This is a genomic window from Ochrobactrum sp. 19YEA23 (assembly GCF_029909865.1).
GTDB classification, from domain to species: Bacteria; Pseudomonadota; Alphaproteobacteria; order Rhizobiales; family Rhizobiaceae; genus Brucella; species Brucella gambitense.
The window spans coordinates 317,132-330,119 of record NZ_JASAMQ010000006.1 but is presented as its reverse complement, the minus strand read 5'-3'; the positions used below and the strand labels follow the sequence as shown (position 1 = coordinate 330,119).

Genomic DNA, 12,988 nt, shown 5'->3' with positions numbered 1-12,988 from the left:
CAGCCCGGAAAGTCAGTCCAATAGCTTGATCGCCGTCTCTTCGTCTGTAATGAGGCCATTGATGATCTGGCCTCGAAGCGCCGACAGCAGCGGCTGTACTTTGCGCTGTCCTGAAGCCACGCATATGCGTTGTCTGCTGACATTGATCTGCGGCGCGACGCTGGTAATCCGCAGATTTGTCGCGCCATTGACGATCTTCCCGTCGATATCGAATGCCCAGCCGCAAATCTCACCAACGCCACCGAGCCTGTTGAGTTCAAAAAGCTCATCACGGCTGAGAAAGCCTTCTTTGGCGAGTGGTGAATCCGCAGCCAGATCGCTGATGCCTGTCAGCCAGAGGTCGGCAGTTGACGCCAGTTCATGAACGCGTCGTACCGGCTCAATTGCCAGCAAAGCATCCCTTTCTTCCACTGACGAAAGATAGAGCGGCAGGAGGAGCGGGTAATGCTGTGCGCTGACTGTTTCCGATAGCTTGATCAAGGCATCGAAAGGGCTTGCCGATCCGTCGATGCCGATATGGCCCACCAACGATACCAGGCGATGAACAGAGCCGTTGAGTGGCGAAACGCGCTGGACCGTGGCGCGCATGGTGCGGCCGGTGCCAAGCGCCATGACGATGGCAGTTCTGGATCGTAATTGCCGTTCGATAAAGACAGCTGCCGCTTCAGGAACCGTCGCCGAGCCTTCCGGCCACGCACCTTCCGAGGGGACGACGTCGCAGTAAACGAGGTCGAATTTCTCCGACAGTCTTCCTGCAAGCTCCATGCAGTTTGCAATTGGATGGTTCATCCGAAATGTAATCAGCCCTTCGGACCGGCATTGCGAAACAAATCGCTGCGCCGTCGGGCGGGAAACGCCCAGCATCTGGGCGATCTCGTCCTGGGTCTTGCCGGCAATATAATAAAGCCAGCCCGCTCTTGCGGCATCGTCCAGTCTGGGCTTGTCGTTATCGGCCATCGGCGGAAATTTCTCTTAGTAAGGAAGGTAGATCGGCAGCATGCTTTAAAATGTGATCCGCACCGGCATTACGCAATGTTTCTGTATTGTCCAGTACGGAATAGTGACTCCCACCGGTAAATCCGACAGCCGTCATGCCTGCAGCCTTGGCTGCTTTCACGCCGCTTGGGCTGTCCTCAATGACGACACATCGCGAGGCCGATACGCCCATCTGTCTGGCCGCATAAAGAAAGAGGTCAGGAGCTGGCTTGCCATGCTTCACCATCGTTGTACTGAAGATATTGCCTTCGAAAAGCGGCAGCAGACCCGTCTGCCCCAATGATATCTGAAGTCGCTCCTCATCGCTAGACGATGCAACGCAGCGGGGCAGTGGTATCGCTTCAATTGCCGAACGAATTCCCTCGACGGCAATCAGTTCCTTTTCGAAGCGTGCAAAAAGATACTCTCGCCAGCTTGAGACAAAGGTGTCGGGCAGCGGCTTGTTGGTTTGCTCGGTAAATGCATCCGTCACTGCCGATGCCGGACGCCCCAAAAACGTGCGCAGCGCGTGATCGAGTTCCGTTGGTACGCCATGCCTGCTCAGCACATCGGCCACTGCGCCGCAGCTGATGATTTCGCTATCGACCAGCACGCCATCACAGTCAAAAATCACCAGATCGAATGCCAGTGGGACGGAGTTTTTGGGATTGATATCCATTGAGCGACTCGTGAGAAAATGATTGATGTATGAGCGTATGATAAGCATGACGTATTGCGAAGAGCAATAAGTCTTCGGTAAAATAGTCGGCTTAATGCGATTAAAGCGTGATTATGCCGAATCTCGCGCGATTATAAAAATTGGCTGGACAAACCTATATCGGAGCGTATGCTCATTATTAAAGCACTTGATCGATATGGGAGGAAACGATGAAGCGTCTTCTGGTGGCATCTTTGATGCTAGGCTGTTCTATGCTCTCTACGCTGGCAGCAGAGGCCAAAACGCAGCTCGAATTCTGGCATGCGATGGGAGGCGTGCTTAACGACCGCGTCAGCGAACTGTCCAAGAAGTTCAATGAATCTCAGGATGAGTATGAGGTTGTCCCGGTAAACAAGGGCAATTACGAAGAGCTCATCAATGCGATGATTGCGGCTTATCGTGCAAAGCGGGCGCCTGTCATCGTGCAAACCAATGAGCGTGCATTTCTGACCATGCTGAACTCGTCGGCGATTATCCCCGTCGCCGATTTGATGGCCAAGGAAGGCTATACTATTGATTGGAGCACGGTGATTGCGCCGGTTGCCGCGTATTACAGCGACAAGGGCAAGCTGCAGGCTTTACCATTCAACTCGTCAACGCCGATCCTTTGGTACAATCAGGATCACTTCAAAGCGGCAGGTTTTGAAAAACCTGCCGACAACTGGGAAGAGCTGACGCAACAGCTGCACGCAATCCATGACAAGGGCGTTTCAAAATGCGCAATGGTCTTGCCGGGCGACTATGAATGGAGTTTCCTCGAAAACTATGCTGCCGTGAACGACTTCCCTTATGGCACAAAGCGCAACGGCATTGACGGTATCGACACCGAGTTTATTTTCAACAAGTCTCTGACCCGTCAAGTTGAGCGTATGCATGACCTTGTTTCGAGTGGAGTGATGGAAATCGCGGGTCAGGGAATTCAGCCGGTCCAGCTTTTCACTTCAGGCACCTGTTCGACGATTATTGCATCGACTGCATCCCATGCCGCCGTAGAGGCTTCGGCCAAATTCCCGTGGAATGCGACTTTCCTTCCCCATGAAAAGGACCGCACCGCACATAACAGTGTCATCGGTGGCGGCGCTTTATGGGCAATGAAGGGCCATTCCGATGATGAATATAAAGGCGCTGCAGCATTCTTTGATTTTCTTGCTAAGCCCGAGACCCAGGTTTGGTGGAGCAAAAACACCGGCTATGTTCCTGTTACGACGACAGCTTACGAGGCGCTGAAAAGCGAAGGCTACTTCGACAAGCACCCGACCCGGGCCATTGCGATTGAGCAGCTTATGCGCAAGCCGAATTCCGATAATTCGCTTGGTTTCCGGTTCGGTAATTCCAATCAGGCCAATATCTTCATTATGGAAGAAGTGATGGCAGCCTCACTGGGGCAAAAGCCGGCACGGGAAGCGCTGGATTCCGCTGTTACACGGGGCAACGAAGTGCTTCGCCGCTTCGAAAAGCTGAACGCAGGAAAATAATACAATGAAAGCACAAGGTGGAGGTGCTTTCCGACTGCGCTCCCCATTTGGGGAGCGGCAGGAAAGCGGTCTGAAGCGCGCGCATTTTCGGGAATGGAAGACGCCGGTTCTGCTACTGGCACCGCAATTGCTCGTCCTGCTATTCTTCTTCTTTATTCCCTCATTCCGAGCGCTGATTCAGGCGTTTCAGCTCAACGATCCGTTTGGCGGCTCGGTGCAATGGGTCGGGTTTTCCAACTTTGCGGCATTGTTCGCTAGCCCGCCTTATTGGATGTCAGCCAAAATGACGCTCTGGTTCACGCTGGCACAGAACGCAATCACGCTTTCGGTCGCGCTGCTGTTTGCCTTCGCGACCAACCATGTCATTCGTGCGCGTGGCGCTTATCGTACGATCCTGCTGCTTCCTTACGCAATTGCTCCTGCAGTCGCGGGTATAATGCTGGCATTTTTGTTCAATACCCGTGTTGGTCCCATCGCACAGATGTTGCATATGCTGGGGATCGGCTGGGACCCCACAAAAAACACCACTGATGCGATGATCCTTGTCATCCTTGCGGCGTCGTGGAAGCACATCTGCTACAATTATATCTTTCTGGTAGCAGCATTGTTGGCTGTGCCCCGTTCGATCCTGGAATCTGCAGCCATTGATGGTGCTGGACCACTTCGCCGGTTTCAGCGAATTTCCCTACCGATGATCGCGCCCACACTGTTCTTTCTGGTCGTCATCAATTTCGTCTACGGCCTGTTCGACACATTCGCGATTATCGATGCCACCACACGTGGCGGCCCCGCAGGTGCGACGTCGATCCTCGTCTATAAGGTCTATCAGGATGGCTTCGTCAATCTGGACATGGGCTCATCAGCTGCTCAATCCGTTATATTGATGATACTCGCTCTCGCCCTCACATTCGCGCAGTTCCGCCTCGTCGAGCGGCGCGTCAATTATGCGGTGTAACTCATGCATGAAAGAACACCGATCCTCGATGCAATTTGCCATGCGGTTCTCATAATCGGGATCGTTCTCGTTTGTCTGCCGCTTTATTTCGTGGTGGTCACGGGTTCGTTGAGCCAGCAGGACGTGTTGAAAGTGCCGATGAGTTGGCTGCCGGGCGATCAGTTTCTGGTCAATTCGCGCGAAGTTCTGACAACGATTCATTTCGGACAGCTTTTGCTGAACACATTTATCGTGGCTCTTGGCATTACGGTTGGAAAACTGGCTCTGTCAGTGCTCGCCGCCTTTGCGGTCACTTACTTTCGCTTTCCGTTCCGAATGACCGCTTTCTGGCTGATATTCATATCGATGATGCTGCCAATCGAGGTCCGCATTGTTCCAACCTATGAATCCGCAGCCAATATGGCGCTGCCGTTGAACATCATTTTTGCGTGGCTCGGTGTTTCGGTAGAGTTGAACTGGAACATGGTGAACACCTATCCCGGACTAATCCTGCCGATCATCGCTTCCGCGACGGCCACATTTTTGTTCAGACAGTTCTTTCTGACAATTCCGGACGATCTGTGTGAAGCAGCGCGCATTGACGGCGCCAAGCCGATGCAATTCTTCTTTCGCATTCTGCTACCGCTATCGCGGTCGAACATTGTGGCGTTGTCGATTATTCTCTTCCTGATGGGCTGGAACCAGTATCTGTGGCCTTTGTTGATGACGACCGACCCCAATATGGCAACGGCCGTTGTGGGTTTGAAACAGGTCATGCCGCAGTCGGACGGTCTTCCGACATGGCATCTTCTGATGAATGCCTCGCTTTGGACCATGCTTCCACCAGTGCTGGTGATCCTCATTATGCAGCGATGGTTCGTGAAGGGCCTCGTCGACAGCGGCAAATAGCAAGATAATTGGAGAATATGAAAATGGTGAAGATCATTGGTCATCGTGGCGGGCGCAATCTGTGGGCTGAAAACAGCATAGCCGGATTTCAAAACCTGCTCGCCTTGGATGTCGACGCGGTGGAGCTTGATGTTCATTTGAGCTCTGATGGTGTACCGGTTGTGATCCATGACCCATTGCTTGATCGCACCACGAATGGTCAGGGGCCGGTTCAGGCGCAAAGTGCAGAGGCGCTTGGAAAAGTCCTCCTGAATGACAGTCGCGGTCAAACCGTGCCCACTCTGGCGGCCGTTCTGGATATCTTCGCTCCCACCAAGCTGGAGCTAGAGCTGGAGATCAAGATAGATGAGCGCGGGAGACCTTATCCCGGTATGCCCGAAAAGATCATCGCGCTTGCTCAAGAGCGCAATATGCTCGATCGCGTCTTCCTTACCTGCTTCGTGCCGGAAGTTCTGGAAGATGTCCGTATGAAGTTTCCTGACCAGCAATTGCTGATGTCGATAGACCGGCGCTCGGCGGAGTTCTTCGGTGGATTTGAAAAGGTGCTCAAGCGCGGCAACGATGTTGCGACGGTTCTGGCTTTCGAGAAGAGCTTGCTCGAGATCGTATTGGACCAATGTGTGGCAGAGGTTGGGACGCCAAGGCTGGGATGCTGGGTGCCTAACACGGAAACCGAGCTCGAGTATTGGTTGAACAAGCCAATCGGCCAGCTGACGACTGATAGGCCCGACCTCGCGGTTCTTGTCGCTGGCCGACAGTTATCATCGGTCAATCGGCAGAAAGGGTGAGCCTATGGCATCGGTTGAGCTTCGTTCAATTCACAAGATCTATGGCAATGTGGAAGTCATTCCGGGTATAGATCTGTCGATTGCTGATGCCGCGTTTGTTGCGCTTGTCGGACCTTCAGGGTGCGGCAAGTCAACATTGCTTCGCATGATTGCCGGTCTTGAACAGATAACCTCTGGTGATCTGCATATTGGCGACAGGAATGTAAACCGCGCTAATCCCAGCGAGCGTGATGTTGCCATGGTTTTCCAGAACTATGCGCTTTATCCGCATATGTCTGTGTTCGACAACATCGCGTTCAATCTTCAGCTTGCGGGCCGACCGAAAGCCGAAATACGGGATCGGGTGAATGAAGCTGCTCGCATGCTGGATCTGACTGCTCTATTGGACCGCAAACCGCACCAATTGTCCGGAGGTCAGCGCCAGCGTGTCGCAATGGGGCGCGCCATTGTGCGAAAACCTTCTGTTTTCCTGTTTGACGAGCCGCTTTCCAATCTGGATGCAAAATTGCGCGTTCTGATGCGCGCCGAGATCAAGGAACTACACCAGAAGGTAAAGATCACGTCGATCTATGTCACGCATGACCAGATTGAAGCGATGACACTGGCGGATAGAGTGGTGGTGTTGAACAAAGGGCGGATCGAACAACAGGGAACGCCCATGGAACTCTACACAAAGCCCGCCAATGTCTTCGTCGCGGGCTTCATAGGCTCGCCGTCCATGAACTTCCTTGACGCGACCGTCGAGCAGGGTTCGGCGGGCGTAACAATCCTTCTGGAAAATGGTGCAAAACTGGATATGCCCAACAGCAAGATTGGTAGAACCGGCAAGGTTACGCTGGGATTACGTCCTGAACATCTGGAAGTGCGACGTGACGGTGGCATTCCAGCGAAAGTGCGCCTTATTGAACCAACCGGGGCTCAAACGCATGTCGTGCTTGAAGCAGGTTCCGACAAAGTGATGGCTGTGGTTGACAGTGAGATGCCGCTCGCAGTCGGTGATGTGGTTGGTCTGACTATCGCGCAGGACCGCGTGCATCTCTTCGACCCGTCCAGCGGTGCTCGTATCAACTAGTGACCGCCGCTTGGCATGTCGGTACAGCTCTAAGACCGCTCATTTTTGATGGCTTCAAAAAGCCAGGGACAGTCAGCCACTGCCGGTGCGCGAATGCCGCGAGCGGCAGCGTCGAGCCGCATGTCGCGCAGCCGCTTTCGACCACCTTCTTCTGTCAGGTAGAGACGCTCATGCCCCCAGAAAGAAGGGCCGTCTGTTGTCTCATGCGGTTGCCAATTTGCAGGCTCTATCTGCCGTCCACCCCAACCATTCTCTACGAAGAAGCCGGAAGGTGTGTTTGCATAGAATGATGTCATATAGTCGTTAGTATGGCGTCCAAGCGTATAGGCCAACCTGTCGTCTTCAAGTCCCGCAAGGTCGTATCCCTGTCCGACATCGTCGAGATTCTTGAACTCAACCATAAAATGATGGAAGCCTTGTTGACCTGACCCCACCATCGCAAAACTATGGTGTCGGTCATTCACATGGAAGAAGTAGAGCCCATAGGGCTTCAGTCCATAATCCGTGACATGGAAATCCAGATTATCCCGATAGAAGGGCATCATAATCTCGATATCCTTCACATGCAGCACTGCATGTCCCATGCCGAGCGGCCCGGTGTTGAACCCTGATATGGGGCGGCCCGGAACGAAAAGATCGGAAGCAATCATCGGTTGCCAGATCAGTTCGACGCGATTGCCCATCGGATCGTCGAACCATACCATATCTGCGCAAAATCGCTGATCGCAAAGCGCGGCATTGGCGCGATGAACGCGGGTGCCGACCGCTTCCAGACGCGATGCATAGTGATCGAGGTCTTGTTGAAACGCGACTTCCCAGCCCATGCAAGCCAGTGTTTCGCCCGGTTCATCCATCACGATCAAGCGCTGCATGCGGTCATCCATCCGGAATGCAAGTTGCCCGGCCGTGCGGTCAATCTTCTGCATGCCAAGCAAACCGGATGCAAAGTCGGCCCAGTCATCAAGCTTGTCGGAGCGCACGCCGATATATCCCAGAGCATTGATGGCCATGGCCTTTTCCTCCTCGAAAGTTCCGATTAGCCCCGCTTTGGGCGGGGCCGTAAGCATCAGGCTGCGTCGGCAATTGGATTTGACAATGTGCCAATGCCGCTGATTTCAACCTCAACGCGGTCACCCGCAAACATATAGAGCTGAGGCTCACGGAATTTGCCGACACCGCCAGGCGTTCCGGTGGCGATAACGTCGCCGGGCAGCAGTTTGGTCACCGTTGAAACATAGGCAATGATTTCGCCAATCGAGAAAGCCAGATCGGAAATCGGGGTCGTCTGGACTTCCAAACCGTTTACCCGGGTGCGCAGATGCTGTTCTTCCGGGTTCGGCAGCTCGTCTTTCGTGACCAGCCATGGTCCCATGGAGCCGGTATCATCAAAGCTCTTTCCGGGCCAGAACTGGGTCGTATGGCGCTGGAAGTCGCGGATTGAGCCATCGTTGAAGCAGGAATAACCGGCAATGTAATCAGCGGCATCTGCGGCGCGGATATTGCGGCCGGCTTTGCCGATAATGACGGCGAGCTCACCTTCATAGTCGAATTCCTTGGAAACGGCTGGCCGCAGCAGCGCATTCTCATGCCCAAGAACCGAAGAAGAATAGCGCGTGAAGATCGAAGGATATTTTGGCTTTTCGCGACCGGTTTCTTTGATATGTGCGGCGTAGTTCAGGCCGATGCAGAGAATCTTGTCCGGGTTTGGAATTGGCGAAACCAGCGTGACATCCGTTAAAGGAACCGGCGCTTCAGCATTTGCAGACAGTTCGGCTACGGCGTCGGCGTTCAAAACAGCCCGGAGATCGCTGTATCGAGCCTTTAGCGCGGCGGTAGCCTTGTGCAGCCCCGCATCCGTAATGAACCCATATCCTGCACCTTGATCCGCTGTCGTGAATGAAACCAGTCGCACCGTTGTAACTCCCTTCGATCCGTCGAGCGCGGCCCAACCGGGGTCGCGCATTCGTTGGCCTTATGGTGTGGGCAACGAAGCAAGGCCAGATCGAATTGGGGTTGCGTTCACCAGATGAACGGCGTGCTTCAGGCGGAGTGTCTAATCCGCAGCTTCTATGCTTTCGCGCTGATAACGCATTGTCATATCGGGAAAGGCTTCGCATTTGTGGGCGATGCGCGCTGCGCATTCTCGCGCAGGTTCGAGGAAACGGCGGATACCTTCGGCAACAGGAAGCGCGGATACAAACCAGACGACGGTCACCACGGCCTGCACCCGGCCTTTGGCATGTACGGGTACGGACAGGCTGTTGGTTGCGCGGATCAGTTCGCCACAACGCAGACCATATCCTTGCTGCCGGGTGGTGGCAATCTGCTGTGAGATATGGCGACGATCGCCAGCAAGCGCCGCCTGATTGGCCGGATTCTGCGCAAGCCGGTCCAGAATGGCCTCTCGTTCTTCATCCGGGCAGAATGCCAGATAGGCGCGACCGGATGACGTGTGAAGAATGGGTAATCTCGTTCCGACCAGCCCATGCTGGATTGAAAAGGGGCTGGTGCGGTGGGTGGACTCTCGCACCAGCATCATGTCGTTTTGTAATGTGTGCAGGTCGACCGGCCACAAGATCTGCTTGCCAAGCCGTTCGATCTCGGGTGCTGCGCATTCGCGCACCCACGCCTCATCATTATATCCGTCGGAAAGCGAGCGCACATAAAGCGTCGGATACCAGCTGCCGTCTGAAGGGCTGCGTTCGACGAATCCCAGTCCTTCAAGCGTTTCCAGAAGCCGAACCACGGTCGGACGCGGCAAGTCGAGCCGCCGCGCAATCTGCTGCGGATGCGCGCCTTTGTAGAGTGACAGGTCTTGAAGCAGGGCCAGACCGCGCTCCAGAGCGCGGACAGGGGCAAAATTTCGTTTGTTGGTCGGTTCCATGGGCACTTACGCTCGGCGGCGCGGGAGATTGCGTTCGACAGGTGAACTCTAGTCGAAAATGGGTTGAAGTTGAAGTTTCAATATCCCAAACCCGCCGAGAGTTTTTATGGGAGATAATCATGCCGATCAATCGTCGCAACCTGTTGCTGTCGAGCGCCGGGCTTATGGCCGCTGGGCTGTTGCCGGGTTTTCAGTCTGCTGCCCGCGCCGCCGCAGGTGATCCGTTGAAAATCGGCTGGTTTGCCGCACTTTCCGGTCCGTATTCGACGGGTGCGCTGGCGCAGGATGCAGGCCACAAGGCAGCAATTGCTGAACTGAACGGCAAAGGCGGTGTGCTTGGCCGTCCGTTGCAGCTTGTCGCTCGCGATACGGTTGCCGATCCGGGCAAGGCTGTAAACTTCGTGCAGGAACTTCTGTTCTCGGAAAAGGTGAATGTGCTCTTTGGGCCGAACACGTCCGGCGAAGCGATGCCGATCCGCGACTTCATTGCGGAAGCCAACACAATCAACATGCCGACGGCCCTGATCGATCATGTGATCGACCCGGAAGCCTATCCGACGATCTTCCGCGTTGGCGGATCAGCCGGACAGCAGATCGAAGCGGGTATCAATTTCGCCGTCGACCACTATAAGAAGCAGAAAATCGCGCTTTTCGTCGACAATCTGTCTTATGGCGTGCTCTGCCGTGATCTCGCTCTTGAAAAGATGAAGGCACGCAACATCGAGCCGGTTTGTGTCGGCACGCTTGACGCCAACAAGGTTGATCTGGGTGACGATGTCATCAAGGCGCGCGACAGCGGTGCAGATGTACTTCTGGTGTGGTCAGCTTCGTCATCCTTCATGGCGCGCGTTTTGACGGCGCGCGGCGAGCAGAAGTGGGGCATCCCTGCGATTTGCGCCCCGATTTCGCTGAACGCCCAGATCACCGATCTGGTGAAGAAGGAATATCTCGACGGCGCTGTCGGCGTCGGCTTCCGCCACCTTGCGGTGGATGGCGCTGGCAAGTTTGCAGCTGGCATTGAAGCACTGCTTGCCGAGCAGGCACCGATTGTCGGGCCACAGCTCAAAAACGGCATTACCTGGATACTTCTTGGCTACGCTTCCACCAAGCTCTGGGCCGCAGCCGCCGAAAAAGCCGGTAGCGTTGAGACAGATGCTGTGATCGAGGCGCTCGAAACCATGGGAACGACGGACACGCTGTTTGGTAAAGTCGGTTTCGGCTCGGGACGCCGTGAAGGACTTTCGATGGAAGAATATGCGCTCTTTACGATTTCTTCGTTCCAGAACGGCGGCTTCACGCTGGCCTGATTGATTGCGGACGGACTCCCGCATGTTGTGCGGAGCCCGTCACCAAGAGGACTAAACCATGTTTCTCGTTCTGATCTCGGGGCTTGCTCTGGGATGCCTCTACGCCACGGTGGCGCTAAGCTACAACGTGATGTACTCGACCTCGAAGGTGCTCAGCATGGGTGCCGGACAGTTCGCCATGGTTGGCGGCATTGTCGGCGCCTGGACGTTGGGCGATCTTGGTTGGCCGATCTGGGCTTCACTACCACTGGTTCTGCTTGTCGGCCTGATCTTTGGCTGGCTGACAGAACTGGTTGCCATTCGTCGCACGATGAATGGAGGTGATGATCATCTCTGGATTCTCTCGACGCTTGCCGTTGCAACCATTGTCCAGCAAGGCATGGCGCTTTGGTGGGGAACCGAGCCGAGACCGTTCCCTCGGCTCATTCCACAAGACTATGCAGGCGTACTGGACCAGAAATACTGGTTGCCGATTGTGACGGCCTTCGTCATGGCGGGCGGGCTTGCGCTTTTCTATCGCAAGACGACTATCGGCAAAATCTTCGTGGCGCTTTCCGACGATACATTTGCTGTCAGCGCCCGTGGCATTTCGGCGATCCGCATGCGCTCGCTTTCCTATGCCATTGCGGGTGCGCTCGGCGCTCTGGCCGGGTTCATGACGGGGCAGCTCACTTACGCTTATTTCGCACTTGGATTGTCGCTGACGCTGAATGGCTTCATTGCACTTGCGATTGGCGGTATCGGCTCCAACATCGGCGCGGTGGCAGGCGGCATCATTTTCGGCGTGGTCACCACCTGCGTCGCTTATGTCTTCGGCTCGGAGTTCCAGCAAACCATCGCCGTCGGGACGCTTGTCATCCTCCTGACCTTCATCCCTTCGGGATTGTTCGGCAAGAAGCGGGTACGCCAGGTATGAACGTGAAATCGCATCAGGGCCTTCTCTTTGCCCTCATTGGTATCGGCCTTGCCGTTGCCTTCCCCTTTCTCACCAGTGATCGCTATCTGCTCCGGATCGGAGAAATGGTGCTGATCTACTGGATCATCGTGGCCGGTCTGAACCTGCTTGTGGGTTATGTCGGACTGATGTCCATTGGCCATGTCGGTCTTCTGTCGATTGGCGGTTATGCATTCGCAATTCTCGCCGGCAAGCTGGGGCTCCACCCCTATGCGGCGCTGATTGCTTCCGGTGGTGTTACGGCGCTTGCTGCGGGGCTTCTTTGCCTGCCATCGCTGAGACTTCCGGGCTTCTATTTCGCGCTCGCCACGATTGCCTTTGCGCTTATCATGGTGGAACTGGCGCTCGGCTTCTCCGGTCTTACCGGTGGCACCGTGGGGCTTGCGGTTCCAGCCTTTCCAGCTCCCTTCAAACGGACGATTGGGGAATATTGGCTGGCACTTGGCATCGCCACAGTGGTAACGGCCATGACCTGGAATCTGGCACGCAGCATGTGGGGCCGCGCGATGATTTCCATTCGCGATAGCGAAGTGGCGGCGCAGAGTGTTGCGGTATCGATCTTCCGGACAAAGCTCACGGTGTTCCTCTTCTCCGGCTTTTGTGCGGGCGTTGCAGGCGGACTTTTCGCTCGGGCTCAAAGCCACATCACACCCGAAGCCTTCAACTTCGATGTCTCGTTAATGTTCTTCACGGCGATCATCATTGGCGGACGCGGATCGATCATCGGTCCAATGGTTGGCACTCTGTTGTTGGCAGTGATCCCCGATGTGTTCGCTTCGATGCAGCGCTATACCGCATTCTTCTACGGCGGCATTCTGCTTGCTGTCGTGCTGGCGATACCGCAGGGCTTGGGCGTTTGGGCCAAGGATCATCTTGGCAACATCTTCGGAAAGAGCACAGCAGACGATCAGCGCGGCGCGCAACAGCCCAACATGCCTGCATTGACGGCCCTTTTGCAGGAGAAAGCCTGA

The 12,988-nt window shown here is 55.1% G+C and carries 13 protein-coding genes; 8 read left to right on the top strand and 5 right to left on the bottom strand.

What is annotated here, in order from left to right; translation table 11 throughout:
- Positions 1 to 12: 12 nt before the first annotated feature.
- Entirely contained in the window at positions 13 to 957 is a 945-nt protein-coding gene (locus tag QBD01_RS17170) for a sugar-binding domain-containing protein (RefSeq protein WP_280993819.1), read from the bottom strand.
- Positions 947 to 1,654: an HAD family hydrolase gene (locus tag QBD01_RS17165; protein WP_280993818.1), complete on the bottom strand. Its 708-nt coding sequence runs from the start codon at positions 1,652 to 1,654 to the stop codon at positions 947 to 949. The genes QBD01_RS17170 and QBD01_RS17165 overlap by 11 nt, the downstream gene beginning before the upstream one ends.
- Positions 1,655 to 1,863: 209 nt before the next feature.
- On the opposite strand from QBD01_RS17165, the gene QBD01_RS17160 reads away from it, so the two are divergent.
- Genes QBD01_RS17160 through QBD01_RS17140 form a run of 5 tightly spaced genes read left to right on the top strand, consistent with a single transcriptional unit; the run spans position 1,864 to position 6,871 of the window.
- Positions 1,864 to 3,168 carry an extracellular solute-binding protein gene (locus tag QBD01_RS17160; protein WP_182521575.1) on the top strand — a complete coding sequence of 435 codons (1,305 nt, stop codon included), beginning with the start codon at positions 1,864 to 1,866 and terminating at the stop codon, positions 3,166 to 3,168.
- Between the two features lie 4 nt (positions 3,169 to 3,172).
- Entirely contained in the window at positions 3,173 to 4,123 is a 951-nt protein-coding gene (locus QBD01_RS17155) for an ABC transporter permease subunit (RefSeq protein ID WP_280993817.1), read from the top strand.
- 3 nt (positions 4,124 to 4,126) lie between these two features.
- Positions 4,127 to 5,011 (top strand): ABC transporter permease subunit, encoded by an 885-nt coding sequence (locus QBD01_RS17150; protein ID WP_182521573.1) that lies wholly within the window; start codon positions 4,127 to 4,129, stop codon positions 5,009 to 5,011.
- A gap of 23 nt (positions 5,012 to 5,034) precedes the next feature.
- Positions 5,035 to 5,799, top strand: a complete 765-nt coding sequence (locus QBD01_RS17145) for a glycerophosphodiester phosphodiesterase family protein (protein WP_280993816.1) — start codon at positions 5,035 to 5,037, stop codon at positions 5,797 to 5,799.
- Positions 5,800 to 5,803: 4 nt separating this feature from the next.
- The gene (locus tag QBD01_RS17140; protein WP_280993815.1) at positions 5,804 to 6,871 is read left to right on the top strand and encodes a sn-glycerol-3-phosphate ABC transporter ATP-binding protein UgpC; all 1,068 of its coding nucleotides are present in this window, start codon (positions 5,804 to 5,806) and stop codon (positions 6,869 to 6,871) included.
- 29 nt (positions 6,872 to 6,900) lie between these two features.
- Here the strand turns inward: QBD01_RS17140 and QBD01_RS17135 are convergent, their stop codons facing one another.
- From QBD01_RS17135 to QBD01_RS17125, 3 genes are all read right to left on the bottom strand, one after another.
- Positions 6,901 to 7,881, bottom strand: coding sequence for a VOC family protein (locus QBD01_RS17135; RefSeq protein ID WP_280993814.1), 981 nt, complete (start codon positions 7,879 to 7,881; stop codon positions 6,901 to 6,903).
- A gap of 56 nt (positions 7,882 to 7,937) precedes the next feature.
- Positions 7,938 to 8,783, bottom strand: coding sequence for a fumarylacetoacetate hydrolase family protein (locus QBD01_RS17130; RefSeq protein WP_182521618.1), 846 nt, complete (start codon positions 8,781 to 8,783; stop codon positions 7,938 to 7,940).
- A gap of 141 nt (positions 8,784 to 8,924) precedes the next feature.
- Positions 8,925 to 9,755, bottom strand: a complete 831-nt coding sequence (locus tag QBD01_RS17125) for an IclR family transcriptional regulator C-terminal domain-containing protein (protein ID WP_182521569.1) — start codon at positions 9,753 to 9,755, stop codon at positions 8,925 to 8,927.
- A 119-nt stretch (positions 9,756 to 9,874) separates the two neighbouring features.
- Here QBD01_RS17125 and QBD01_RS17120 point away from each other — a divergent pair, with 119 nt between their 5' ends.
- From QBD01_RS17120 to QBD01_RS17110, 3 genes are read left to right on the top strand one after another with little or no spacing between them, the layout of a single operon-like run.
- Positions 9,875 to 11,062 (top strand): ABC transporter substrate-binding protein, encoded by a 1,188-nt coding sequence (locus QBD01_RS17120; RefSeq protein ID WP_182521568.1) that lies wholly within the window; start codon positions 9,875 to 9,877, stop codon positions 11,060 to 11,062.
- 58 nt (positions 11,063 to 11,120) lie between these two features.
- Positions 11,121 to 11,978: a branched-chain amino acid ABC transporter permease gene (locus QBD01_RS17115; protein ID WP_182521567.1), complete on the top strand. Its 858-nt coding sequence runs from the start codon at positions 11,121 to 11,123 to the stop codon at positions 11,976 to 11,978.
- Positions 11,975 to 12,988 (top strand): branched-chain amino acid ABC transporter permease, encoded by a 1,014-nt coding sequence (locus tag QBD01_RS17110; RefSeq protein WP_182521566.1) that lies wholly within the window; start codon positions 11,975 to 11,977, stop codon positions 12,986 to 12,988. The genes QBD01_RS17115 and QBD01_RS17110 overlap by 4 nt, the downstream gene beginning before the upstream one ends.